The 24,189-nt window shown below is 64.0% G+C and carries 20 protein-coding genes; 16 read left to right on the top strand and 4 right to left on the bottom strand.

Annotated elements, in window-relative coordinates; genetic code table 11:
- The first annotated feature begins 47 nt into the window (after positions 1-47).
- Positions 48-1,001 carry a 23S rRNA pseudouridine(1911/1915/1917) synthase RluD gene (gene rluD, locus FRAAU_RS14290; RefSeq protein WP_014404225.1) on the top strand — a complete coding sequence of 318 codons (954 nt, stop codon included), beginning with the start codon at positions 48-50 and terminating at the stop codon, positions 999-1,001.
- A complete protein-coding gene (pgeF, locus tag FRAAU_RS14285; protein ID WP_014404224.1) occupies positions 991-1,761 on the top strand; it encodes a peptidoglycan editing factor PgeF in 771 nt (256 codons plus the stop codon). The genes rluD and pgeF overlap by 11 nt, the downstream gene beginning before the upstream one ends.
- Before the next feature lie 44 nt (positions 1,762-1,805).
- Here the strand turns inward: pgeF and FRAAU_RS14280 are convergent, their stop codons facing one another.
- From FRAAU_RS14280 to otsB, 3 genes are all read right to left on the bottom strand, one after another.
- Positions 1,806-3,242, bottom strand: a complete 1,437-nt coding sequence (locus FRAAU_RS14280; RefSeq protein WP_014404223.1) for an alpha,alpha-trehalose-phosphate synthase (UDP-forming) — start codon at positions 3,240-3,242, stop codon at positions 1,806-1,808.
- Positions 3,243-3,311: 69 nt separating this feature from the next.
- Positions 3,312-5,120: a glycoside hydrolase family 15 protein gene (locus tag FRAAU_RS14275; RefSeq protein WP_014404222.1), complete on the bottom strand. Its 1,809-nt coding sequence runs from the start codon at positions 5,118-5,120 to the stop codon at positions 3,312-3,314.
- On the bottom strand, positions 5,089-5,895 hold the full coding sequence (gene otsB / locus FRAAU_RS14270) for a trehalose-phosphatase (protein ID WP_014404221.1): 807 nt from the start codon (positions 5,893-5,895) through the stop codon (positions 5,089-5,091). The genes FRAAU_RS14275 and otsB overlap by 32 nt, the downstream gene beginning before the upstream one ends.
- Before the next feature lie 188 nt (positions 5,896-6,083).
- Here otsB and clpB point away from each other — a divergent pair, with 188 nt between their 5' ends.
- Together clpB and FRAAU_RS14260 are read left to right on the top strand one after the other, a co-directional pair.
- Positions 6,084-8,666, top strand: coding sequence for an ATP-dependent chaperone ClpB (gene clpB, locus FRAAU_RS14265; protein WP_014404220.1), 2,583 nt, complete (start codon positions 6,084-6,086; stop codon positions 8,664-8,666).
- Positions 8,667-9,048: 382 nt separating this feature from the next.
- Complete coding sequence (locus FRAAU_RS14260) at positions 9,049-10,254, top strand: pyridoxal phosphate-dependent aminotransferase (RefSeq protein ID WP_156803427.1); 1,206 nt, start codon at positions 9,049-9,051, stop codon at positions 10,252-10,254.
- Positions 10,255-10,470: 216 nt separating this feature from the next.
- Here FRAAU_RS14260 and FRAAU_RS14255 read toward each other — a convergent pair whose 3' ends face one another.
- Positions 10,471-12,936: a TonB-dependent receptor plug domain-containing protein gene (locus FRAAU_RS14255; RefSeq protein WP_014404218.1), complete on the bottom strand. Its 2,466-nt coding sequence runs from the start codon at positions 12,934-12,936 to the stop codon at positions 10,471-10,473.
- Between the two features lie 456 nt (positions 12,937-13,392).
- On the opposite strand from FRAAU_RS14255, the gene FRAAU_RS14250 reads away from it, so the two are divergent.
- From FRAAU_RS14250 to FRAAU_RS17885, 12 genes are all read left to right on the top strand, one after another.
- Positions 13,393-13,695 (top strand): FmdB family zinc ribbon protein, encoded by a 303-nt coding sequence (locus FRAAU_RS14250; protein WP_014404217.1) that lies wholly within the window; start codon positions 13,393-13,395, stop codon positions 13,693-13,695.
- A 206-nt stretch (positions 13,696-13,901) separates the two neighbouring features.
- Positions 13,902-15,662 carry an aspartate--tRNA ligase gene (aspS, locus tag FRAAU_RS14245; protein WP_014404216.1) on the top strand — a complete coding sequence of 587 codons (1,761 nt, stop codon included), beginning with the start codon at positions 13,902-13,904 and terminating at the stop codon, positions 15,660-15,662.
- Positions 15,663-15,907: 245 nt separating this feature from the next.
- Positions 15,908-16,543: an alpha/beta fold hydrolase gene (locus tag FRAAU_RS14240; RefSeq protein ID WP_014404215.1), complete on the top strand. Its 636-nt coding sequence runs from the start codon at positions 15,908-15,910 to the stop codon at positions 16,541-16,543.
- A 119-nt stretch (positions 16,544-16,662) separates the two neighbouring features.
- Positions 16,663-17,397 (top strand): YebC/PmpR family DNA-binding transcriptional regulator, encoded by a 735-nt coding sequence (locus tag FRAAU_RS14235; RefSeq protein ID WP_014404214.1) that lies wholly within the window; start codon positions 16,663-16,665, stop codon positions 17,395-17,397.
- A 33-nt stretch (positions 17,398-17,430) separates the two neighbouring features.
- Positions 17,431-17,952 (top strand): crossover junction endodeoxyribonuclease RuvC, encoded by a 522-nt coding sequence (ruvC, locus tag FRAAU_RS14230; protein WP_014404213.1) that lies wholly within the window; start codon positions 17,431-17,433, stop codon positions 17,950-17,952.
- Positions 17,949-18,554: a Holliday junction branch migration protein RuvA gene (gene ruvA / locus FRAAU_RS14225; RefSeq protein WP_014404212.1), complete on the top strand. Its 606-nt coding sequence runs from the start codon at positions 17,949-17,951 to the stop codon at positions 18,552-18,554. Before ruvC ends, ruvA begins: the two co-directional genes overlap by 4 nt.
- A 3-nt stretch (positions 18,555-18,557) precedes the next feature.
- Positions 18,558-20,459 carry a potassium transporter Kup gene (locus FRAAU_RS14220; RefSeq protein WP_014404211.1) on the top strand — a complete coding sequence of 634 codons (1,902 nt, stop codon included), beginning with the start codon at positions 18,558-18,560 and terminating at the stop codon, positions 20,457-20,459.
- Between the two features lie 66 nt (positions 20,460-20,525).
- Entirely contained in the window at positions 20,526-21,575 is a 1,050-nt protein-coding gene (ruvB, locus tag FRAAU_RS14215) for a Holliday junction branch migration DNA helicase RuvB (RefSeq protein ID WP_014404210.1), read from the top strand.
- Between the two features lie 33 nt (positions 21,576-21,608).
- A complete protein-coding gene (gene ybgC, locus FRAAU_RS14210; RefSeq protein WP_014404209.1) occupies positions 21,609-22,058 on the top strand; it encodes a tol-pal system-associated acyl-CoA thioesterase in 450 nt (149 codons plus the stop codon).
- 9 nt (positions 22,059-22,067) lie between these two features.
- The gene (gene tolQ / locus FRAAU_RS14205) at positions 22,068-22,754 is read left to right on the top strand and encodes a protein TolQ (protein WP_014404208.1); all 687 of its coding nucleotides are present in this window, start codon (positions 22,068-22,070) and stop codon (positions 22,752-22,754) included.
- A 9-nt stretch (positions 22,755-22,763) separates the two neighbouring features.
- Positions 22,764-23,210: a protein TolR gene (gene tolR / locus FRAAU_RS14200; protein ID WP_014404207.1), complete on the top strand. Its 447-nt coding sequence runs from the start codon at positions 22,764-22,766 to the stop codon at positions 23,208-23,210.
- A 29-nt stretch (positions 23,211-23,239) separates the two neighbouring features.
- Positions 23,240-24,181: a cell envelope integrity TolA family protein gene (locus FRAAU_RS17885; RefSeq protein WP_014404206.1), complete on the top strand. Its 942-nt coding sequence runs from the start codon at positions 23,240-23,242 to the stop codon at positions 24,179-24,181.
- The last annotated feature ends 8 nt before the right edge of the window (positions 24,182-24,189 follow it).

Below are 24,189 nucleotides of genomic sequence, written 5' to 3'. Positions count from 1 at the left end.
CGAAAAGGCATGATAGCCGAAACTGGCCGCAAGACGGAGCTTGGCCAGTGACGAGGATTAGTGAGCGCGCTCAAGTTCCCCTGGACGAGGCGGGTCGTCGTTTTGACCAGGCCTTGGCTGAAATGTTCCCCAGCTTCTCGAGGTCCCGTCTGACCGCCTGGATCAAGGCCGGTGCAGTGACCTTGAACGGGGCAGTGGTGGCGCCACGGCACTTGCTGCAGGGCGGCGAGGAGGTGGTGATCGAGGCCGAGCTCGAAGTCGAGGTTGCCGCCGCCGCCGAGGCGATCGCCCTGGACATCGTTTATCAGGATGACGATCTGCTGGTGATCAACAAGCCGGCCGGGCTGGTGGTGCATCCCGGTGCGGGCAACAGTTCGGGCACGGTACTGAACGCCTTGCTGCATTTCGATGCCCGCCAGGCCGAGCTGCCGCGTGGCGGCATCGTCCATCGGCTGGACAAGGATACCTCGGGACTGATGGTGGTGGCCCGCAGTCTGGCCGCACATACGGCCCTGGTCGATCGGCTCAGCCGGCACGAGGTGGTCCGCCACTATGCCGCTGTCGTGATGGGCACCATGATTGCCGGCGGCACCGTGGATGCGGCCATCGGTCGCCATCTCAGCGACCGCCTGCGTCAGTCGGTACGGGACGAGGAAGATGGCAAGCCCGCCGTCACCCATTATCGCCTGCGCGAGCGATTCCGGGCCCACACGCTGGTGCAGTGCCAGCTGGAGACCGGCCGAACGCATCAGATCCGCGTCCATATGGCGCATATCGGTCACGCCCTGGTCGGCGATCCGCTGTATGGCGGCGGTCTGAGGCTGCCCAAGGGCGCCAGTCCCGAACTGGTGGAAGCGCTGCGCGGGTTCAGGCGCCAGGCACTGCATGCCGAGCATCTCGCGTTCGAGCATCCGCTGACGGGTGAGCCGATGGCTTTCGATGCAGCGATTCCCGATGACATGCAGGCCTTGCTGGCCTGTCTGCGCGCCGATGCGGGCTGACGCTGGACGGCGCGGAGACCCGGCCTGGTTGTGGCCGGACTGGCCGGCCCCGGTCGGGGTGCGGGCTGCCGTCACGACCCGGCAGGGGCCGGGGCAGTCGCTGCCGCCCTTTGATCGATTCAATCTGGGGCTGGCCAGCGGCGATGACGTGGCGAGAGTGCAGATGCATCGCGCCGCGCTGGTGCCTGCGCTGGCCCTGCCAGCGACCCCGCACTGGCTGCAGCAGGTCCATGGCACACGGGTCCATCGGGTCGGCCCGGAGCCGGCCTCGGCAGTGATGCCGCAGGCCGATGCAGCGGTATGCACAGAGCGCGGGCAGGTGCTGGCGATTCTCACGGCGGATTGTCTGCCGGTGCTGTTCGCCCGCCGTGATGGCCGGGCCATCGGCGCCGCTCATGCTGGCTGGCGAGGGCTTGCGGCCGGGGTGCTGGAGGCGACTGTGGCGGCGATGGAGTCGCCTGCGGGGGAATTGATCGCCTGGCTCGGGCCTTGCATCGGCGCGGATTCCTATGAAGTCGGTGCGGAGGTGCGCGCGGCCTTTGTGGCCCATGATCCCGAGGCCGCCGCCGCTTTCGCGGTGACTCGGCCCGGCCACTGGCGCTGTGATCTGGCCTTGCTGGCAAGGCAACGTCTGCGGGCGCTGGGGCTGGAGGCCGTGCATGGCGGCGGCGTCGACACTCTGACGGATCCGCGTTTCTACTCCTACCGCGGTGAAGCGGGTCGCACCGGGCGCTTCGCCAGCCTGCTGTGGCTGGCTTGAGTGCTTTTCGTGGACGGCCGTGTGAGCGGTCGCAGGTCCTGACTTCAGTCAGTCCGCAGCTTGGCGGGCAGTGGCTGATGTGGCGGGACGGTCGCGGGGGCGATCGCTCCGGTCGGTTGCTGTCGCAAGGTATCCAGAAAGTCCTTGCACCAGTAGTTCACGTCGTAGCGGCACAGATGCTCGTACATCGGTCGCCAGCGCCGCTGACGTTCCTGCAGGGGCATGCTCAGCGCGGTTTCCAGTGCCTCGGTCACCTCTTCGGTGTCGGACGGATTCACCAGCAGGGCCGAGTCCAGTTCCTGGGCTGCCCCCGCGAAACGTGACAGTACCAGCACGCCGGGATCAAGCGCATCCTGGCTGGCGATATATTCCTTGGCCACCAGATTCATGCCGTCCCGCAAGGGTGTCACCAGCCCGACCCGGGCGACCCGGTAATAGCCGGTGAGCAGCTGGTGCGGGAACGAACGGTTGACATAGCTGATCGGCGTCCAGTCAGGTTCGGCGTAGCGCCCGTTGATATGGCCGGCACTGCGTTCCAGCTGATGCCGCAGCTGGCGGTACTCCGGCACCGTGTCGCGTGAATGCGGTGCGATCTGCAGGAAGCTCACCTGCTTGCGCAGGCCGGCCTGACGGTCCAGCAGCCGGCCATAGGCCTTGAAGCGCTCGGGCAGGCCCTTGCTGTAGTCCAGCCGGTCCACGCCGATGACCAGGGCTCGGGTGCCCAGACTGTCCCGCAGCTGGCGGATTTTCAGACCCCGGCTGGCGCGTTCGGCCTGCCGGGCAACCTTGCCGGTATCGATGCTGATCGGAAAGGCGCGGGTCCGGAAGCAGGCTCCCGCCGCATCCTGCAGGCGGCCGTCGGCCAGGCGTCGGGCGCCGGCTTCATGCAGGAAATAGTCATCCAGCGCGCGCTGGTCACGCTCGGTATGCAGGCCGACCAGATGGTAGCTGGCGAGGCTGCCCAGCAGCTCCTGGTGGCGGGGCAGAGCGATCAGCAGGCCGGCCGCCGGCAGCGGGGTATGCAGGAAGAAACCGATCCGGTTGGCCACGCCCCGCTGGCGCAGAAGAGCGCCCAGCGGGATCAGGTGGTAGTCGTGGACCCAGATGGTGTCGTCGGGTTGCAACAGCGGCAGCAGTCGGTCCGCAAACAGTTCATTGACCCGCAGATAGCCCTCCATATTGGCCCGCCGGTATTCGACCAGACCGGCCCGGTAGTGGAACAGCGGCCACAGGGCGCGATTGGCGAAGCCGGCGTAATACTGGTCATGGTCGGTACGCGACAGATCCATCGTCACGTAGTCGACTTGTTCATGCTGTTGCCGGTGCAATACGGCGCCGCTGTGCTCGGCCAGCTTGCCGCTCCAGCCGAACCACAGGCCGCCTTGCTCCCGGGTGGCGGCGTGCATGGCCGAACCCAGCCCGCCGGTCGAGGTCTGGCGAGGCAGGGCGACCCGGTTGGATACGATGACTAGACGTGGCACGACAACTCCTTGACGGTGATGGCGGCAGGCATCCCTTCTGACGCGCAGGTGACAGCGGGAAAGCCGGAGCTAGACGGAATCTTCCCAGCGTGCGGACAGCCGCATCGCGCTCTGGATCAGGCCGACCAGCGAGTAGGTCTGTGGAAAGTTGCCCCAGTGAGTGCCGTCGGCCGGGGCGATATCTTCGGACAGCAGGCCGAGCCGGTTGCGCCGGGCGACCATGTTCTCGAAAAGGCCCCTGGCCTGCTGGCGGCGGCCGATGGCGACCAGGGCTTCGATATACCAGAAGGTGCAGATGTTGAAACTGGTCTCGGGGCTGCCGAAATCGTCAGGGGCGATATAGCGGAACAGATAACTGCCACGACCGAGAGCCTCGCCGATTGCCTCGACCGTGGCGACGAAGCGCGGATCACCGGCTTCGACGAAGCCGATCTCGGCCAGCAGCAGCAGGCTGGCATCCAGCTGATCGCCGTCATAAGTGTCCACGAAATGGCCGCGTTGAGGGCTCCAGCAGCGGGCCAGGATTCTGGCATGCAGTCCGGTGGCCTGGTCGTGCCAGTGGCGGGCTCGCTCATCCAGCCCCAGCGCGGTGGCGATATGGGCCAGCCGGTCGCAGGCGGCCCAGCACATGGCGGCCGAATAGGTGTGCACGGCCGCCCGTCCGCGGAATTCCCACAGCCCGGCATCCGGCACCTCGGCCATCCGCAGGGCCATGCGGCCCATGCTTTCCAGTCGGCGGAATGTGGAGCCGTCGCCCGGATGGCTCAGCCGGCGGTCGAAAAACAGCTGGGCGGAGGCCAGCACCACCGATCCGTAGACATCGTTCTGGCGCTGACGCCAGGCATCATTGCCGATCCGTACCGGTCCCATGCCGCGATAGCCGGCCAGCGAGTCGATCTGCGATTCAGTCAGGCCGCTTTCGAAGCTGATCCCGAAGACCGGCCCGACTTCGTCGTCATCGTCCTGCACCAGCAGATTGAACACATAGCTGATGTATTTCTCCATCGAGTGGGTGGCACCCAGCCGGTTCAGTGCCCGCACCGTGAAGGTGGCATCGCGCAGCCAGCAGTAACGGTAGTCCCAGTTCCTGGCGGTATCAGGGGCTTCGGGAATCGAGGTGGTCAGGGCCGCGACGATGGCGCCTGTCGGCTGGTACTGGCACAGCTTCAAGGTGATCGCGGCACGGATCACCGCATCCTGCCATTCATAGGGGATATGCAGGTGCCGGACCCATTGCCGCCAATAGTCGAGGGTGCCTTCCAGTGCCCGGCCGGCATAATGGGCGGGGCTGCTGGTCAGGGTCTCGTCCGGCCCCAGGATCAGGTGGGCGGTGCGGTCCAGGGCAAAGGGCAGCTCGCGCTCGATCAGCTGTACAGGCACGTCGCAGGTCAGTCGCAATGACAGCTCGCTCAGCTGCAGGCGGATGTGGTTGCTGCCCAGGGTCCGCTCCGGAACGCGGGCGCCGTAGTCGCACAGGGGCCGCAGTCTGACTCTGATCCGGGGGCGGTCGCCGATGGGAATCAGTTGCCGGATCATCTGCACGGGGCAGTACAGTCGCTCATGTTGATGGAAGCGCGGCACGAAATCGCGGATTTCCACGCCATTGCCCTGACTGTCGAAGAGGCGGGTCCGCAAAACGGCCGTGTTCGGCAGGTAGTCCTGTTCGCTGCGTGCCAGATCTTCCAGCTCGATCTTCCAGTAGCCCCCGTCCAGGCGAGGCGACAGCAGGGCGCAAAAACTGGCGTCGGCATCGAAGCGGGGCAGGCAGCCCCACACCATGTCGCCTTGCCGGTTGATCAGGACGGCAATGCTGCCATTGCCGATGACTCCCAGATCCAGGGTCTGTTCAGTGGGTACGGCCGGTGGGATGGCGGGCATACAAAGGGTCTCCTTGTACGATGATATCCAGCAGCCGGTTCAGCCAGGCCTGGACATCGACAGGGTCTCGCAATGCAAACTGCGCAAGCGTCGGCTCTCGTATGCCGACACGGGTGGTGATGCCGTTCTCCAGATTGACAGTGGCAAATGCATGTTCGTCGGTCAAGTCGTCACCCAGATAGACCGGCCGACGACCCAGAAAGGGATGGACTTCCATCAGTGACTGCACCGCATGCCCCTTCTTCATGGCGGAAGGCTTGATTTCAACCACCAGATTGCCGGGTTGCAGCTCGAAGCCGGGCAGGGCCTGCACGGCCTGCTCGCAGGCGGCCAGCAAGGCCTCGTAGCGCGCAGGGGCCGCCCGGCAGTGCAAAGCCACCGCGATCTCCTTGTCTTCCAGCCGGACCCCTGGCAGATCGTCGGCCAGTCGGCGCGCCGAATGTCGCAATTGCCTGATGCTTTCAGGCTTCACCGGGGTCTGCCGCAGCCGGCCATCCGGCAGTTTCAGCTGCAGGCCGTGCAAGCCGGCCAGCGGCCATGCAGGGTCGCCGAACAAGGCCTGCAGTTCCTCGACGGGCCGACCGCTGACCAGCGCCAGGGCGCCATCCAGGCGCTGGTACAGCGCCTCCAGCAACGATTTCAGCGCCGGAGTGACCTGCACCTGTTCAGGCCGTTCCTGAAATGGAAGCAAGGTGCCGTCCACATCAAGGAACAGGGCCCAGGCATCGCCGGCAACCGGCAAGGGCGGAGCGGTCAGTAAGCGCGGTACCTGCATGGAATCCCGTTCTCGCGATGGTCTGATTCAAGAAGCGTCAAAGGCTAGCAAAGCGGATCTGAAAATTTGGTTGCGAGCCGCCGGCAGATAATGGCATCCCGCCAGTCAAGACGCTTGATTCACCGCACAACGACCACATCTGGGGAGCAGTGGCGAATTCGCCAATTCTTGAAGAGGTGTCACTCATCATGCGGATGGACAAACTCACCTCGCGCTTCCAGCAGGCACTGGCCGACGCGCAGTCGCTGGCCGTCGGGCGCGATCAGAACATGCTTGAACCGATTCACGTCATGACCGCCCTGCTGGACCAGCAGGGCGGCTCGACCGCGCCGTTGCTGACGCAGGCCCAGGTCAATGTACCGGCCTTGCGCCAGCGACTGGCGGCGGCGCTGGAACAACTGCCCAAGGTTTCCGGCCAGGAAGGCAATATTCATGTCGGCAATGCACTGACACGGCTGCTGAATCTGACGGACAAGCTGGCCCAGCAGCGTGGCGATCAGTTCATTGCCAGCGAATTGTTCGTGCTGGCGGCGGTGGACGAGCAGGGCGAGCTGGGGGCGATCCTGAAAGCGGCTGGCGCCGCCAGGGCACCGCTGGAAGCTGCGATAGAAAAGTTGCGCGGAGGCGAGAAAGTGCAAAGCGAGAATGCCGAGGAACAGCGTCAGGCGCTGGAAAAGTATTGCGTCGACCTGACGGCACGGGCCGAAAGCGGCAAGCTGGATCCGGTGATCGGACGTGACGAGGAAATCCGGCGCACCATCCAGGTGCTGCAGCGGCGGACCAAGAACAATCCGGTACTGATCGGCGAGCCTGGTGTCGGCAAGACCGCCATCGTCGAAGGCCTGGCCCAGCGCATCGTCAAGGGCGAAGTGCCGGAAGGCTTGCGTGATCGCCGGGTGCTGGCTCTGGACATGGGCGCCCTGATTGCCGGCGCCAAGTTCCGTGGCGAGTTCGAGGAACGGCTGAAGGCCGTGTTGAACGATCTGGCCAAGCAGGAAGGCCGGGTCATCCTGTTCATTGACGAGCTGCACACCATGGTCGGGGCCGGCAAGGCCGATGGCGCGATGGATGCGGGCAATATGCTGAAGCCTGCACTGGCCCGTGGCGAGCTGCATTGCATCGGCGCGACCACCTTGAACGAGTATCGCCAGTACATCGAAAAGGATGCTGCACTGGAGCGTCGTTTCCAGAAGGTGTTCGTGGGCGAACCCAGTGTGGAAGACACCATTGCCATCCTGCGTGGCCTGAAGGAGCGCTATGCCGTCCATCATGGCGTCGAGATCACCGATCCGGCCATCGTGGCGGCAGCGACCCTGTCCAACCGTTACATCCCCGATCGCCAGCTGCCGGACAAGGCCATCGATCTGATGGACGAGGCGGCCAGCCGGATCCGCATGGAAATCGATTCCAAGCCGGAAGAGCTTGACCGGCTGGAGCGGCGTCTGATCCAGCTGAAAATCCAGCGCGAGATGCTGCGCAAGGAAAAGGACGAGGAGTCCAGGCGGCGACTGGCCGACCTGGAGTCGGATATCGACACCGAAGAACGGGTGTTCTCCGATCTGAACGAGGTCTGGAAGTCCGAAAAGGCGGCTCTGCAGGGTACGACCAAGGTCAAGGAGCAGATCGAGGCCGCGCGGCTGGCGCTGGAAACCGCCCAGCGACAGCAGGATTATGCCCGCATGAGCGAGATCCAGTACGGCACCCTGCCGGAACTGGAAAAGCAGCTGGCCGCCGCACAGGCAGCGGAGACCCAGGACTTCAAGCTGGTCCAGGATCGGGTCACGGCCGAAGAGATCGCCGAAGTCGTCGCGCGCTGGACCGGTATCCCGGTCGCCAAGATGCTGGAAGGCGAGCGCGAGAAGCTGCTGCACATGGAGCAGGTGCTGCACGAGCGTGTCGTGGGCCAGGACGAGGCAGTGCGAGCGGTGTCCGATGCGATCCGCCGGGCCCGGGCCGGCCTGTCCGATCCCAACCGGCCTTACGGTTCCTTCCTGTTCCTGGGGCCTACCGGTGTCGGCAAGACCGAGCTGTGCAAGGCCCTGGCCGATTTCCTGTTCGACACCCAGGATGCCATGGTGCGTATCGATATGAGCGAGTTCATGGAAAAGCATTCCGTGAGCCGTCTGATCGGTGCCCCCCCCGGCTATGTCGGTTACGAGGAAGGTGGCTACCTGACCGAGGCGGTGCGCCGTCGCCCGTACAGTGTGATCCTGCTGGACGAGGTGGAGAAGGCCCATCCGGACGTGTTCAATATCCTGCTGCAGGTATTGGATGATGGCCGTCTGACCGATGGTCAGGGCCGTACCGTGGACTTCCGCAACACCGTGATCGTGATGACCTCCAACCTGGGCTCCAGCCTGATCCAGGAACAGGCCGGCGACAGCGAAGCCGACTATGTGCAGATGAAGGCCTCGGTGCTGGGTGTGGTGCAGGCCCATTTCCGTCCGGAATTCATCAATCGCCTGGATGAGCTGGTCGTATTCCGGCCGCTGCAGAGTGCCCAGATCCGCGCGATCGCCAGAATCCAGCTGGCCGGTCTGGAGCAGCGACTGGCCGAGCGCCAGCTGAAGCTGGAAGTGAACGACGAGGCCTTGCAGTTGCTGGGGCAGGCCGGTTTCGATCCGGTGTATGGCGCACGTCCGTTGAAGCGTGCGATCCAGCAGCAGCTGGAAAACGTGCTGGCCCGCGAAATTCTGGAAGGCCGCTTCGCTGCCGGGTCCACCATCAAGGTGGGCGTGGCGGCTGGCCATTTGAGTTTCGACGCAAGCTGATCCTCATGATGGGCTGAAACGGCGAAGGGCGGCGTGATTCATGCCGCCCTTCGCCGTTGCGGGGGACGCCACTGACGGCATCGGCCAGTCGCAACCACGGTCTCGCCGGTGCCATTGGCCTGCCCGCTCCAGCAGGAGAGGATGGCATCATCCTGTCGACTGGATGGGCCGCCGCCGGCTGGTCCGCGCCCCATCACGACGATGCTGCGGAAGGTTTGGGCCTTTGCCGCGGACCGGTCTGAGGTCAGGAAGGATGGGAAGGGGATTTTTGCCGGGCCATCGCTTGTGCCCCACGGCGCTTGCAGTTAGGCTCAAGACGGATCAGGGGCAGGCATTGGCCTCGACTCCTGGTCGTGAGCAAGCCATGCAACAGGGGGGGAACATGGACTCAGCATCAAGGCGCGCATTCCTGCGCGTGTCGGGCGTGGCCGCGGGTGTCGCGGCCATGGGGATGGATCTTTTCAGTGAACGCGAGCTGGCCATGGCCGCGATGCCGACCGAGATATTCTCGGGCACGGCCATGCCGCCGGCCGATGCCGTGCTGATCAATTTCAATGAGAATCCGCTGGGGCCCTCGGCGGCGGCCCGCAAGGCCGCGATCGCGCTGCTGCCGCAGTCGGGTCGCTACCTTTTTCCGCAGCAACTGCATCTGGCCGAGCTGTTTGCCAGCCAGCATCATCTGCCAGCCGACCATGTCGAAGTCTATCCGGGTTCGGGCGTGGCGCTGGATGCCTTGACGCTGGCCTTCACTTCGCCGTCGGCGCCGCTGGTAGTGGCCGATCCCAGCTATGAACAGCCTTTCCAGATGGCCGGCAAGCACCAGGTGCCGGTGCACAAGGTACCTTTGCGGCCTGATTTTTCGCATGATGTGAAGGCGATGGCCGCCGCCGCGCCCAATGCCGGACTCATCTATGTCTGCAATCCGAACAATCCCACCGGTACGGTGACCAGTCGGTCGGATATCGAATGGCTGCTGGCCAACAAGCCGAAGAGTGCCATCGTGCTGGTCGACGAGGCCTATATCCATTTTTCGGATGCCCCTTCGGTGCTGGATCTGGTCGCGCAAGGCAAGGATGTGGTCGTGTTGCGGACCTTCTCCAAGCTTTACGGCATGGCCGGCATGCGGGTGGGCGCCGTCGCTGCACGCCCTGATCTGCTGGCCCATATCCAGGCCTTGCGTACCGGCGGCGGTGCGGCCTTGCCGGTGATGAGCGTGGCCGCGGCGATTGCCAGCTTGAACGATCCCAGGCTGGTACCGACCCGCAAGAAGATCAATGCCACTATCCGCGACGAAAACATTGCCTGGCTGCGCAAGGAAGGCTATGCCTGCACGCCGTCACAAGGCAACTGCTTTATGCTGGATGTGAAACGTCCCGGGCATGAGGTGGCGATGCAGATGGCCAGCCGGCATGTCTTCGTGGGGCGAAGCTGGCCGATCTGGCCAAATCAGCTGCGCATCAGCGTAGGCACTGCATCGGAGATGTCGCGTTTCCGCAAGGCCTTCAGCGAGGCGATGGCCGGCAAGCTGACAGCGCTGGCCGCTGCGCCGGTACCGGCCGGGCTGGCCAGCTGGCAGTCGTTGGCCTGAGTGTCATCCGGGCGGCTGCGAAGTCGTCCGCAGAGCCGAGGCGAAGCCCCGTCCCAGTACGGGGCTTTCGCGTTTTCGGGTATCTGGGCCGGCCATGCAAAAGGGACGAGCCGGCTGTCGCCGCCCCGTCCCTTAGGTAACCGACCTTGAATCGAATGATCAGCTCAGGCCTGGCCGGATCCTGTCACTCAGTTCACGGGGTTCAGTTCACGATGATCAGAATCGGAACGTCACCTTGCCATACCAGTAGCGGCCGTCGAAGCCGAAGGGCGACAACGACGAATATTGCAGGCCGTCGGCGCGGTCTTCGTAGCCTCCGGCGCCCGAGGCTTGCAGACTGACCTTGCTGGGATACTGGTTGGTCAGGTTGTCGGCACCGACGGTGAAAGTCCATGCCGCCACCGTGTAGCTGGCGGACAGGTCCAGCAGCCAGCGAGCTGCAAACTGCTGATCGGCCAGCTCGGCATAGCTTGTGCCGACCGGAGGAAGATCGCCCATCCGGGTCACGGTGCCGTAGCGTGTCAGATTGGCATGCAGGTTGAAGTGGCTGAGCTGCCAGTCGCCGGTCAACACGTACTTGGTATGCGGGGTGGCATTGGTCAACAGCCCCTGGCTGGCCCGGCCGAAGGCCGGAGTGCTGATCTTGATGATGTGGACCTGATTGTAGTTGGCACTGCCGGTCAGGTTCAGCGTGCCCCAGTTGCTGAAATCAAAGCGATAGTTGGCCACCAGATCGGCGCCGCGGGTGCGGGTGGTGGCGCCATTGACGAAGAACTGGGCCCCCGACACCGGGTTGTCCACGGTGGGCGTCACGGTCAGCTGGTCGGAGTACAGGATCTGGTCCCAGACCCGGATTTGGTACAGGTCCAGCGAGGCGCTGAAGTTGTTGGTGGGCTGCCAGACGCCGCCGAAGCTGTAGTTGGCGGATTTCTCGGGTTTCAGGGGCTTGGCGCCGAGGGCGATCGCGACTGGATTGCTGGGCCTGAAGGTGCCGATCTGCGCCAGCTGGCCGTTCTGGATCAGGGTCACCACCGATTCGTAGTTCTGCTGGGCCAGGGAGGGCGCGCGAAAACCGTTGGATACCGTACCGCGCAGGGCGAAGCTGTCGGTGAACTGGTAGCGCGCCGAAACCTTGCCCGAGCGCGTCGCGCCGGCATCGGAATAATGCTCGTAGCGGCCGGCCACGCCGGCCGAAAGTTTGTCGGTCACGTCGGCTTCCAGATCGGCATAGACCGCCTGGCTGTGACGGGACCAATTGCCGGCCACCGAAGGCGACAGACCGGGGAATACCTGCGAGCCGCCGGGATAGGGCGTGCCCGTGGCCGGGTTGATGGTATTTGCATTGAAATAATACGAATCGGCCTCGCCAGGGTTGATGGTGTATTGCTCTTTGCGATATTCGCCACCGAACGCCAGCGTCACCGGACTGGCCAGGCCCCAGTCATAATCATGGCTCATATCGAGATTCAGCAGGCCCTGGCGGTTGCGGAAGGCGCCGGCATTGAAATACGTCGGTGAATAACCGGTGGAATGATAGAGACTGGTATTGATGGTGTTCTGGATATCGTAATTGACGTAGTTTTCACCGTAATTGCCCGAGAAATCCCAGTTCCAGCCATTGTTGTGGCCGCGAATGCCCAGCACGCCCTCATAATCATTGGTGTGGTTGACGATCTGCGGCAGAAATCCGTTCGGATAGATCGACTGCACATTGCGGGCGCTGTCGTTCCAGGGGCGGTAATAGCCGTTGGACACCACATTGCGACGGCTGGCATTGATATAGCCGTACAGTTCGATATTGCGGGTGAGGCTGTAGCCGAAGTTGATCAGCATCTGGTAGGTCTTGGACGCTGGATCGCCATAACGCTGATAGGGTACGCCCGACGCATTGGCAGCACCCGGGTGGGTGGTCAGAATGTCGGTGTTCTCGGCGCGGTTGGTGTTCATCGCGCTCTGGTAGTTCCAGGCCACGCGAGCCCAGCCCTTGGCCTGGGAGCCATGGCCGCCCAGATCGATCCCCATCGATCCCTGCACGCCGTTCTGGGCCCCGTCACCGGCATCCATGATACCGCCGCTGGCGGTGATGCTGTTGTTGCCCTTGGCGGCGCCATGCTTGAGGATGACATTGATCACGCCGGCAATGGCGGCCGATCCGTACTGTGCCGCGGCACCGTCGCGCAGGACCTCGATGTGGTCGATTGCCGACATGGGTATCGAGTTCAGGTCCACCGGTGACGAGCCACGCCCCACCGAAGAGTTGTAGTTGACCATCGCGGTGGTGTGGTAACGCTTGCCGTCCACCAGTACAAGCACATCGTCTGGCGACATGCCACGAAGTGTCGCCGGGCGGATTGCGTCATTGCCGTCGTTGATGGCCGGTCGCGGAAAATCCAGTGACGGCAGCAGGGCATTCAAGGCGCCGGCAAGATCGGTGCTGCCGGTCGCATTGAGATCTTTGGGCGTCAAGACATCCACCGGTGACAGCGATTCGGCTTCGGTACGGTTGCTGGTACGGGTGCCGGTGACGACCACGGTCTGCAGTTGCTTGTTGCCGGCCGGCTTGGCGGCCGAGGCTGGCGCGTCGGTGTCGGCCTGGCTTTGGGCACTGGCCCATGGGCTGGCCAGCACCAAGCTGATCGCCGCCGACAGAACGGCAAGCCGTTGCGGTTTGGTGTGCTGCATATAATTGTCCCCTCAATTGAACCTGATGCTCTGGAACGAGCTCATCAGGCATCCCCAGAAAATCCGGTTTCGAATTTTCTTGTCCCCGCCTCAAAATTAGTTGGCTTGCTTGCACCGTGTCAAGAAAGAAATGTGGCTGCGCACAAAATCTGTCTGGTCGCTGATCCATGGGCGGTGAAAGGCTTCGAGCAGGTCGCCGATGCGTGTGTGACAGGTACACGTGATCGCGACGCAAGCTTCTGCTGTTGCAACCTGGATGAGTCCGCTTTCCTGCCTTCCCTGCGGATGAGGGCGAGGTTCTGGCGAAACGAGCGATCGGGAAAGGACAGGCTGGCTTGTCCAGGCGTGCTGCCCGTCAGGTCGAGGCGCGACCGTATGGGCAGGCATTGAAATCGCGGTGACTGCTCCGATAATGGCGGCAACCGGCCAACGGGCCGGATCAGTATCGGAGTGGTCATGCCTATTTATGAATTTGAGTGCCGTCAGTGCGGCTATCGTTACGAAAAGCTGCAGAAACTGTCGGATGCCGATCCAGTGAGCTGTCCGCAATGCGGTGCCGAGGCGATCCATCGCTGTGTCAGTGCGCCGAGTTTCCGCCTGGCCGGTTCGGGCTGGTACGAGACCGACTTCAAGAAGGACGGCGAGAAAAAGCAGCATCTGGCAGGCGATGCCGGTGCGCCCAAATCGGTCGGCGCCGGGGATGCCGGCGCTTCCTCGGCGGCAACGCCGGCGCCCGCCGCCGCTCCGGCCGCGAGCTGAGCGTCCCCAGAGGCCGTACGGGGTGTCGGTGACGGCAGGGCGGTTGTTTGCGCGTTGCCCGCCACGGTTCGTCTGACATGCGGCTGCCGGGCTCGGTGCGTATCGGCGCGGCCGTGTGCCAGGCCTTCGATGCGGGCGGCGCGGTGCTATCATCGGTGGTTTGTTCTTTGGCGAGGTCGCCCAGCCGGCGACCCGGAGTAAATGGCATGCGTACGCACTTTTGCGGCTTGATCGATGAGTCGCTGCAGGATCAGGTCGTCACCCTGTGTGGCTGGGTCAACACCATTCGGCTGCAGAGTCATGTCGCCTTTGTCGATCTGCGTGATCATGAGGGCGTGGTCCAGCTGGTGGTCGAGCGCGAGCATGCCGAGGCCTTCGAGGTTGCCAATACTCTGGGCAACGAGTTCTGCATCCAGGTCAGCGGCACTGTCCGCGCCCGCCTGGCCGCCAATGACAAGCTGAAAACCGGTGCGGTCGAGATCCTGGTCGATACGATCAAGGTGCTGAACGAGGCCCGCGACCTGCCCTTCGCGATGCATGAAAATCCGAACGAAGATCTGCGGATGACTTACCGTTATCTGGATCTGCGCCGTCCCGAGATGCAGAGGATGATGCGTACCCGCACCAAGCTGGTGCGTACTCTGCGCCGTTATCTGGATGACCGGGGCTTTCAGGACATCGAAACCCCGATCCTGACCAAGGCCACGCCGGAAGGGGCGCGCGATTATCTGGTGCCCAGTCGCGTCCACGAAGGGCAGTTCTATGCCTTGCCGCAGTCGCCGCAGCTGTTCAAGCAGATTCTGATGGTGGCCGGTTTCGACCGCTACTACCAGATTGCCCGCTGCTTCCGTGATGAAGATCTGCGTGCCGATCGCCAGCCGGAGTTCACCCAGCTGGACATGGAGTTTGCCTTTGTCGAAGAGGCCGAAGTGCAGAGCTTCGTCGAAGTCATGATTCGCGACGTGCTGGCCGAGGTCGGCGGCGTCGAGCTGGCCAATCCCTTTCCGCGGATGACCTGGGCCGAGGCCATGCGCCGTTTCGGTTCGGACAAGCCTGATCTGCGCAATCCGCTGGAGCTGGTGGATATTGCCGAGCATGTCGCGCATCTGGAATTCCAGGTGCTGGCCGGTCCGGCCAAGGATCCGCAGGGGCGCGTCGCCGCGCTGCGGGTGCCCGGCGCCGCCCGGCTCAGCCGCAAGGAGCTGGATCAGGCCGCCGAGTTTGTGGCCCGTTATGGCGCCAAGGGCCTGGCCTGGCTGAAGCTGGATGACCCGGCCGCGGGTCTGGCCGGCGTCACCTCGCCGATCGCCAAGTTCCTGGACGAGGCCGCCCTGGCCGCGATCGTGGCAGCCACCGGTGCCCAGGCGGGGGATGCGATCTTCTTCGGTGCCGGTACCTGGTCCAAGGTCACCGACTACATGGGTGCCCTGCGCCTGAAGATGGGCAAGGACTTCGGTCTGGTCGAAAACAGCTGGAAGCCGCTGTGGGTCACCGACTTTCCGATGTTTGAATATGATGCCGAGGCAGGGCGCTATATGGCGCTGCATCACCCGTTCACCGCGCCCAAGATCGATGACGTGGCCCAGCTGCTGGCCGACCCGGTCCATGCGGTCAGTCGCGGCTACGACATGGTGCTCAACGGCAACGAGATCGGCGGTGGCTCGATCCGTATCCATCATCCCGACATGCAGTCGGCGGTCTTCGGGCTGCTGGGCATCGGGGCCGAAGAGGCCGAGGCCAAGTTCGGTTTTCTGCTGAAGGCCTTGAAGTTCGGCGCGCCTCCGCATGGCGGCCTGGCTTTCGGCATCGACCGGGTCGCGGCCTTGCTGGCCGGTACTGAGTCGATCCGCGATGTGATCGCCTTCCCGAAAACCACCAGCGCCCAGGATCTGATGACCGATGCCCCCTCGCCGGTGGCGGTCGAGCAGCTCGACGAGTTGCATGTAGCGGTCAAGCCCGGCGTCTGAGCTTGCGCGCCCAGGTCCGTCCGCGACGGACCTGCCCGCGGGTCGCGGGCCGAAGCGCGCGTTGTCAAGCTTTCGGCCTGCGATTGTTTGAGGCGGGAATCCCGTGCAGGAGCGCCCACAGACCACGGGCGCAGCGTAAACTACTGCGTCCAGACGTCATCCGGTTTTGACCGGAGCGTCGGGATCCGGGTCGTCAGCCATGCTGAGGCAGGCCTGGTGTGGCTGACTGACCGGAGATGAGGGCCATGCCCGAACGAGTGGTATTGCTGCATGGTCTGTGGATGCGTGGTTTTGCGATGGGCTTGCTGCAGCATCGCCTGGCCGAAGCCGACTTCATGGTGGAGCGTTTCGATTACCTCAGTGTCGGCGAGTCGGGGCCGAAAGCCCTGATCGAGCGGTTGCGGCAGCGTCTGATGCCTTCGGAAGAAGCCGAGGTCGTGCATATCGTCGGACACAGTCTGGGCGGTCTGCTGGCCTTGCGGGCCTGCGAGAACGATGCCGGTCTGGCGCCCGGCCGGATTGTCTGCATGGGCTCTCCGCTGTTGGGCAGCGCGGCTGCACGCGGATTCGCCCAGCTCGGTGGCGAGGCACTGCTTGGGCCTTATCACGGTCTGCTGGAGCAGGGCTTCGAGTCCTGGACGGGACCGCGTGAGCTGGGCGTGATCGCTGGGCGGATGCGCCTGGGGCTGGGGGCGGTGGTCGGCCAGTTGCAGGGCGAGCACGATGGCAGCGTGGCGATTGCCGAGACCCTCCTGCCGGGACTGACCGCCCATTGCGTGGTCGAGGCTTCGCATACCGGCCTGATCATGTCGGCTGATGCGGCCAGGCAGGCCATCCAGTTTTTGCGGCATGGCCAGTTTCTGGGCGAAGAGCCGGGCTGAGTCCGTCGATGGCGGAAGTCTGCCGGTGGTTTTGACGGATCCGGGTGTTTGATCACGCACCGGTGCGTGATGCGTTAAAATAATTCATTGTCCATCAGCTTCAGTTATCAGGAATCGTCATGGGTAGAGGTCCCTCCATCGAAGGTCGCAAGAATGCCGAGGATGCCAAGCGCGCAAAGGTGTTCACCAAGCTGATCCGCGAAATCACGGTGGCGACGCGCGCAGGGGTCCCCGATCCGGCGCTGAATCCGCGGTTGCGTACCGCCGTCGACAAGGCGCTGACGGCGAACATGACCAAGGATACGATCGAGCGGGCGATCAAGCGCGGCTCGGGTGCCGACGGCGGTGCCGAAATGCACGAGATCCGGTACGAGGGCTACGGTCCAGGCGGTATCGCGCTGATCATCGACTGTTTCACCGACAATCCGGTCCGTACCGTGGCCGATGTGCGCTTTGCGCTGTCCAAGCACGGCGGCAATCTGGGCACCTCCGGCTCGGTGGCCTTCCAGTTCGCCCGCGTCGGCGAGCTGGTGTTTGCCACCGGTGGCGATGAGGCGCAGGAAGAACAGGTGCTGGAAGCGGCGCTGGAGGCCGGCGCCGATGACGTGGTCAACGAGAGCGGCCAGAGCGTGGTGCTGACCGCGCCGGACCAGTTCCCCAGGGTCCAGGAAGCCCTGCAGGCCGCCGGGCTGACGCCGGTCAGTGCCGATGTGGTGATGCGCCCGGAAAACCGTTCGGCGGTACCGGAAGAGGTACTTGAATCCTTCCTGGACATGCTGGACCGTCTGGAAGATCTGGACGATGTCCAGGATATTTACCACAACGCGATCTTGCCGGCCGATTCGCCGGAGTAAGCCCAGGCCGGCCCCGGGCCGGCGGAGAGTTCTATGAGTCGCGTGATCGGCATTGATCCGGGGAGCCAGCGCACCGGCGTGGGCATTATCGACGTGGCAGCCGACGGCGCCTTGCGGCATGTGTTCCATGCGGCCATCAACGTCACCGCCGAGGCCAGCTTTCCTGCGCGGCTGAAGCGTATTTTTGACGAGCTGTGTGCCATCATGGCCACCTATGCGCCGGAGGCGTGCGCCGTGGAGCGGGTCTTCATGGCCCGCAATCCGGATTCGGCACTGAAGCTCGGTCAGGCGCGCGGTGCGGCGATCTGCGCCGTCGCCAGTCAAGGGGTATCCATGCACGAATATGCGGCCACCGAGGTCAAGCAGTCCGTGGTCGGCAGCGGCCGTGCGGACAAGAGCCAGGTCCAGCACATGGTCGGCGCCCTGCTGCAGTTGCCGGGGCCGCTGCAGGCCGATGCCGCCGATGCGCTGGCCATCGCGATCACCCATGCCCATGCCGGCAGCAGCATGCTGCGGCTCGGGATTCCCCGTACGGCCTGGAGGCGTCGGCGATGATCGGCCGTTTGCGAGGTATCTTGATTTCCCGGCAGCCGCCCTGGCTGCTGGTGGAGGTCGGTGGCGGCGTCGGCTATCAGCTGGAAGCGCCGATGTCGACGATCTACGATCTGCCGGGCCTTGGTCAGGAAGTGATCCTGCTGACCCATTACGCGGTCAAGGAAGATTCGGTGGCCTTGTACGGATTTCTGCGTGAATCCGAGCGCAGCCTGTTCCGGCAGCTGCAGAAGGTCAGCGGCATCGGTGCCAAGATCGCTCTGGCGGTGCTTTCCGCGATCAATACCGCGGATTTCGCCCGCCTGGTCCAGCTGGGCGATGTCACCGCCCTCACCAAGATTCCCGGCGTGGGCAAGAAAACCGCCGAGCGCATGGTGGTGGAGTTGCGGGACAAGCTGGATGGCCCCTTGTCGGGAGCGCCGCTGGCAGGCGTGCCCGGAACGGCCGCAGCGGCGCTGAACCCGGTCGACGAGGCCGCCGCCGCCCTGCAGCAGCTGGGCTACAAACCGCCTGAAGCGCTGCGCCTGATCCAGAAGGTGGCCGCCGAAGGCGATGACGTCGAATCCATTATCCGCAAGGCGCTGCGCGCCGCTCTGGGGAATTGAACCGTGACAGATACTCCCGCTGCCCACGACGAAGGCTCCGCCACCAAGCAGCGACTGGGCGCACTCGCCCTGGGCGCGATCGGCGTGGTCTATGGCGACATCGGTACCAGTCCGCTGTACACCTTGCGCGAAATTCTTTCCGGCAAGGACATGACGGTCGTGTCCGGCACCGTGCTGGGGGTGCTGTCGCTTATTTTCTGGTCGCTCATCGTGGTGGTGTCGTTGAAATACGTCACTTTCATCATGCGTGCCGACAACAAGGGCGAAGGCGGCATCATGGCCTTGATGGCCCTGGCCCAGCGATCGCTGGCGGGTTCGCCGAGAGCGCGCTGGATCCTGGCCATCATCGGCATCTTCGGCGCCTCGCTGTTCTACGGTGACGGTGTGATCACACCGGCCATGTCGGTGCTTTCGGCAATGGAAGGCCTGGAAGTCGCTGCGCCCTCCCTGGTGCCCTACGTGGTACCGATATCGCTGGTCATCCTGTTTGTCCTGTTCGGCATGCAGCGCCACGGGTCGGCCAAGGTCGGTGCCTGGTTCGCGCCCATCATGTGCATCTGGTTCCTGGTGCTGGCCGTGATGGGCAGCGTGCAGATCGTCCGCCATCCCGAGGTGCTGGCCGCCCTCAGTCCCTGGTACGGCATCAAGTTCATCTTTGTCCATCGCCAGGCGGCCCTGTTCGCCATGGGCGGCGTGGTGCTGGCGCTGACGGGGGCCGAAGCCTTGTATTCGGACATGGGCCACTTCGGCAAGCGGCCGATCCGGCTGGCTTGGTTCTGCTTCGTGCTGCCCTCCCTGCTGCTGTGCTACTTCGGTCAGGGCGCGCTGCTGATCCATGATCCGGCCGCGCTGAAGAACCCCTTCTTCCTGATGCTGCCGGCCTCCTTGCTGCTGCCGATGGTGCTCCTGGCGACGATGGCGGCGGTGATCGCCTCGCAGGCGGTGATCTCGGGCGCCTTCTCGATGACGCGGGAGGCGATGTCGCTGGGCTATTCTCCGCGGATGGCGATTGTCCACACCTCTCGCGAGCAGTCCGGCCAGATCTTTGTGCCCTGGGTCAACCGCATGCTGCTGGTGCTGGTGATCGTGGCGGTGCTGATGTTCAAGAGCTCGGGCAATCTGGGTGCGGCCTACGGCATTGCCGTGACCGGCACCATGACCATGACCACCTTGCTGGCGCTGGTGGTGGCCCGCAAGATGTGGCGCTGGAGCTGGCCGCTGCTGGTGCTGGTCGGCATCCTGCTGCTGGCCATCGATCTGTCCTTCTTCACTGCCAATGCGCTGAAGATCGCCCATGGTGGCTGGTTCCCTCTGGTTCTGGGACTGGGCATCTTCACGATGATGACGACCTGGCGCCGCGGTCGCGAGCTGGTGATGCGCGAGATCAAGCAGTCCGGCCTGGCGCTGGCGCCGTTCATCACCAATATCGCCGAACATCCGCCGCTGCGGGTGCCCGGTACCGCGATCTTCCTGACCGCCAACCAGAATGCGGTGCCGCACGCCTTGCTGCACAATCTCAAGCACAACAAGGTTCTGCACGAGCGCAATGTGCTGCTGACGGTGGAGGTCCTGGAGTCGCCGGTGGCGGAGGCCGAGGAGCGCATCACCATCACCGGCAAGGGCGGCGATTTCTTCGGCATCGAGCTGCGCTTCGGTTTCGCCGAAGATCCGAACATTCCGCTGGCCCTGACCCGTTGCGCCCGCAGCGGCCTGGCCTTCGACATGATGGACACCACCTTCTTCATCTCGCGAGAAAACATCGTGCCCGACGTCAAGCGTCCCGGCATGGTGTTGTGGCGTGACCATCTGTTCGCCTTCCTGGCCCGCAACGCGATGTCGGCGACCGCCTTCTTCCAGATTCCGGGCAATCGTCTGATCGAGCTGGGCGCGCTGCTGGAAATCTGAGTCCGGGCGCCGCGGCGAGAGGGGCAGCCCCTCGTCGTCGCGGCGGCAAGCGGCCATAATGCGCGCATGACCGATTCCCGCATTGTCACGGCCGGCGCGCAGTATGACGACGAAGCGCTTGAAGCCAGTATCCGCCCGCAGCGGCTCGACGAGTATCTCGGCCAGGCGGCCGTGCGCGAGCAGATGTCCATTTATATCGAGGCCGCCCGGCGTCGCCAGGGCGCCCTCGACCATGTCCTGATCTTCGGCCCCCCCGGCCTGGGCAAGACCACCTTGTCGCAGGTGATCGCCAACGAGCTGGGCGTGAAGCTGCGTACCACGTCCGGTCCGGTGCTGGAGCGGGCAGGGGATCTGGCGGCGCTGCTGACCAATCTGGAAGCCAACGACGTATTGTTCGTGGACGAGATCCATCGCCTGTCGCCGGTGGTCGAGGAAGTGCTGTACCCGGCGATGGAAGACTTCCAGATCGACATCATGATCGGCGAGGGACCGGCGGCCCGCTCGATCAAGCTGGATCTGCCGCCGTTCACCTTGATCGGTGCCACCACCCGTGCCGGCTTGCTGACCGCGCCCTTGCGCGACCGCTTCGGCATCGTCCAGCGGCTGGAGTTCTACAACGTCGACGAACTGGCCGCGATCGTCCGTCGTGCCGCGCGGATCATGGGCATTGCCTGTGATCCTGAAGGCGCCATGGAGATCGCCCGTCGCTCGCGCGGCACGCCGCGCATCGCCAATCGGTTGCTACGGCGGGTGCGTGACTATGCCGAAGTCCGTGCCGAGGGACGGATCACCCGCGCGGCGGCCGAAGCTGCGATGGGCCTGCTTAAAGTGGATGCCGAAGGATTCGACGAGCTGGATCGTCGTCTGCTGGGCGTGATCATCGAGCATTTCGATGGCGGCCCGGTCGGCGTCGAATCCCTGGCCGCTGCCCTCAGCGAAGATCGCGGCACCCTGGAAGACGTGGTCGAACCCTATCTGATCCAGCAGGGCTTTCTTGTCCGTACCGCAAGGGGCCGGATGGCGACCTCCAGAGGCTGGCGGCATCTGGGCCTGACCCCGCCGCCTCGGCCGATGGACTCGCCGGTGGCCGATCTGTTCGAGCCCGATGCTCACTGAGCCAGAAATCCTTTTGCCGACTGGGAAAAACGCATGACTTCGACCGCAATGATTCCGACCCCGCCGTTCGAGTGGCGGCTGCGCATCTACTGGGAAGACACCGACGCCGGCGGCGTGGTCTACCACGCCAATTATCTGGCTTTCATGGAACGGGCCCGCACCGAATGGCTGCGCAGCCTGGGCGTGGACCAGCTGGAGCTGCGCCAGCGCACAGGGCTGGCCTTCGTGGTTCGCGACATGAAGGTCGACTGGCTGAAGCCTGCCCGTCTGGATGATGAACTTGTCGTCAGTGTCACGGTTACGGAACGTCGTGCCGCGAGTATGCTGTTCGAACAGGATATCATTCGGCCCGCAGATGGTCAGACCGTGCTGCGGGCACAACTGCGCGTGGCCTGCGTCGATCTGGCATCGATGCGGCCGGCGGCTGTTCCGGATGGCCTGATTCCCGACAATTACCACCTTGACGCACCCGTGGCGGAGTGAAGCCTGACAATGAATGGCGGATTGAACATTTTCAAATTGGTGGCTGAAGCCAGTCTGCCCGTGCAGCTGGTGATGCTGGTACTGCTGGCGTTTTCCTTCATGTCGTGGGTCATCATCATCCGCAAGCATGCCCAGCTGAAAGCGGCGGAAAATGATGCCGAGGGTTTCGAGGAGCGTTTCTGGTCGGGAGCCGATCTGGCCCAGCTGTATCGCGAGGTCAGTGCCCACAAGGATCAGGCCGAAGGCATGGAAACCGTGTTCGAATCGGGCTTTCGCGAATTCGCTCGCCAGCGCCAGCGTCGCGGCCATGATGCCAAGGGCGTGATCGAGGCTTCCGAGCGGGCGATGCGTGTGGCTGGCACCAAGGCGCTGGGCAAGCTGGAACGCAATCTGGAGTTCCTGGCCAATGTCGGTGCGATCAGCCCTTACGTCGGCCTGTTCGGTACCGTCTGGGGCATCATGGGTGCCTTCCAGGGCCTGGGCGAAATGAAGGATGTCACTATCGCGGTGGTCGCCCCGCATATTTCCGAAGCCCTGATCGCCACCGCGATGGGCCTGTTCGCGGCCATTCCTGCCGTGTGGATGTACAACCGCTTCGCCACCAAGGTCGAGCGCATCGCCTCCCACTATGACGTGTTCCAGGAAGAATTCTCCTCCGTGCTGCAGCGGCAGGCTTCTGCCGACGACGCGGGCTGAGGTGGCGGCATGGCCCTCTCAAGCCGGCGCGTCAAGCGCAAACTGAAAGCGGAAATCAACGTCGTTCCCTATATCGACGTGATGCTGGTGCTGCTGATCATCTTTATGGTCACGGCGCCGATGATGAATTCCAATGTCGACGTGAATCTGCCTCAGGCCAATGCCAAGTCGCTGCAGGACAAAAAGCATCCGGTCATCGTCTCGGTCAATGCCGACGGCAGCCTGGGCCTGACCATGGATGGAGCCGACAAGCAGACCGTCGACGAGGCCGGCATGAAAGCCCGCGTCGCCGCCATCGTCAAGCAGAACCCGGATGTGAACGTGCTGGTGGCTGGCGACAAGAACGGCAAGTACGACGGCGTCTACAAGGTGCTCGCCGATCTGCAGCAGGCCGGTGTGGCCAAGGTCGGCCTGATGAGCCAGCCCGACCAGGGCGGCGCGGCGCATGGGCACTGAGCCAGTGATGCCCGGCAAGAGACACGTGCATGAATGATGACGCGCGCTCCACCTGGTCGGCCGTCGGCCTGGCGGCCCTGCTGCACCTGCTGATCATCGCCTTCCTGTTTATGGCGGTGCTGTCCTGCGAGTCCTATGAAAAGGTCTTCGCCTGGCTGCACCTGCCCGAAAGCTGGAATCCGATCACCTGCGCCAAGCCCGTGCAGATGCCCGGCCCGGTAATCGAGGCGACCCTGATCGGTGCTACCGGCAGTCCGCCGCCCAAGGCCGCCAAGTCGCGGCCTCAGGCTGACAGCACGCCGCCACCGCCTTCGACGCCACCGCCGCCGATGCCGCCCACGCCTGCGCCCAAGGTGAAGACCTTGCCGCCGCCGCCCGAGCATCCCGATGTCAAGGATCAGGAGCGCGTGGTCGAAGACGGACTGGAAAAAGCGAAGGAAGCCAAGCATCTGCAGGAAGAGAAGCAGCGCCAGCGACAGGCCGAGCTGGATGCCCAGGCGGCGAAACAGAAGGAACAGCAGAAACAGCTGGATGAGCTGTTTGCCAAGATGGATGCCGCTTCCAGCCAGGTGAAAAAGGCCGACAAGGCCCGCAAGGTCGCCCAGCAGCAGGCCCGGGAACAGCCCAATGCCAAGGATGACGCGGCCGATGCCCCGCTGGCGGCGCAGAAGCAGACCGGTGCCAACGGCGCCGACAACACCTTGCGCGCGCAATATATCGCGGCGATTCAGAACGCGGTCACACAGAACTGGTTGCGGCCGGATAATATGCCGGATCAGCCCTGCGTCGTGCATATCGTGCAATTGCCGGGGGGGCAGGTGATGTCGGCGCAGGCCGATGCCAGCTGTCCGTATGACGAAGCCGGGCGCCGCTCGGTGGAAAATGCGGTATTGCGTGCTCAGCCCTTGCCCTATCAGGGGTTCGAAAGCGTCTTCAACCGTCAGCTCAATATTTCTTTCAGACCGCAATAAGACCCATC

This window comes from Frateuria aurantia DSM 6220 (assembly GCF_000242255.2).
In the GTDB taxonomy this organism is placed as follows: domain Bacteria; phylum Pseudomonadota; class Gammaproteobacteria; order Xanthomonadales; family Rhodanobacteraceae; genus Frateuria; species Frateuria aurantia.
The sequence above is the reverse complement of the archived record's forward strand: the minus strand, read 5'-3'. Positions and strand labels throughout refer to the sequence as shown.

Excerpts from the sequence above, each read along its gene's own strand:
- FRAAU_RS14260 (WP_156803427.1), top strand. The coding sequence starts at position 9,049 with ATGGACTCAGCATCAAGGCGCGCATTCCTGCGCGTGTCGGGCGTGGCC.
- FRAAU_RS14235 (WP_014404214.1), top strand. The coding sequence starts at position 16,663 with ATGGGTAGAGGTCCCTCCATCGAAGGTCGCAAGAATGCCGAGGATGCC.
- tolR (WP_014404207.1), top strand. The coding sequence starts at position 22,764 with ATGGCCCTCTCAAGCCGGCGCGTCAAGCGCAAACTGAAAGCGGAAATC.
- ruvB (WP_014404210.1), top strand. The coding sequence starts at position 20,526 with ATGACCGATTCCCGCATTGTCACGGCCGGCGCGCAGTATGACGACGAA.
- clpB (WP_014404220.1), top strand. The coding sequence starts at position 6,084 with ATGCGGATGGACAAACTCACCTCGCGCTTCCAGCAGGCACTGGCCGAC.
- ruvC (WP_014404213.1), top strand. The coding sequence starts at position 17,431 with ATGAGTCGCGTGATCGGCATTGATCCGGGGAGCCAGCGCACCGGCGTG.
- aspS (WP_014404216.1), top strand. The coding sequence starts at position 13,902 with ATGCGTACGCACTTTTGCGGCTTGATCGATGAGTCGCTGCAGGATCAG.
- FRAAU_RS14275 (WP_014404222.1), bottom strand. The coding sequence starts at position 5,120 with ATGCCCGCCATCCCACCGGCCGTACCCACTGAACAGACCCTGGATCTG.
- tolQ (WP_014404208.1), top strand. The coding sequence starts at position 22,068 with ATGAATGGCGGATTGAACATTTTCAAATTGGTGGCTGAAGCCAGTCTG.
- FRAAU_RS14240 (WP_014404215.1), top strand. The coding sequence starts at position 15,908 with ATGCCCGAACGAGTGGTATTGCTGCATGGTCTGTGGATGCGTGGTTTT.
- ybgC (WP_014404209.1), top strand. The coding sequence starts at position 21,609 with ATGACTTCGACCGCAATGATTCCGACCCCGCCGTTCGAGTGGCGGCTG.
- FRAAU_RS14255 (WP_014404218.1), bottom strand. The coding sequence starts at position 12,936 with ATGCAGCACACCAAACCGCAACGGCTTGCCGTTCTGTCGGCGGCGATC.
- ruvA (WP_014404212.1), top strand. The coding sequence starts at position 17,949 with ATGATCGGCCGTTTGCGAGGTATCTTGATTTCCCGGCAGCCGCCCTGG.
- FRAAU_RS14250 (WP_014404217.1), top strand. The coding sequence starts at position 13,393 with ATGCCTATTTATGAATTTGAGTGCCGTCAGTGCGGCTATCGTTACGAA.
- FRAAU_RS17885 (WP_014404206.1), top strand. The coding sequence starts at position 23,240 with ATGAATGATGACGCGCGCTCCACCTGGTCGGCCGTCGGCCTGGCGGCC.
- pgeF (WP_014404224.1), top strand. The coding sequence starts at position 991 with ATGCGGGCTGACGCTGGACGGCGCGGAGACCCGGCCTGGTTGTGGCCG.
- otsB (WP_014404221.1), bottom strand. The coding sequence starts at position 5,895 with ATGCAGGTACCGCGCTTACTGACCGCTCCGCCCTTGCCGGTTGCCGGC.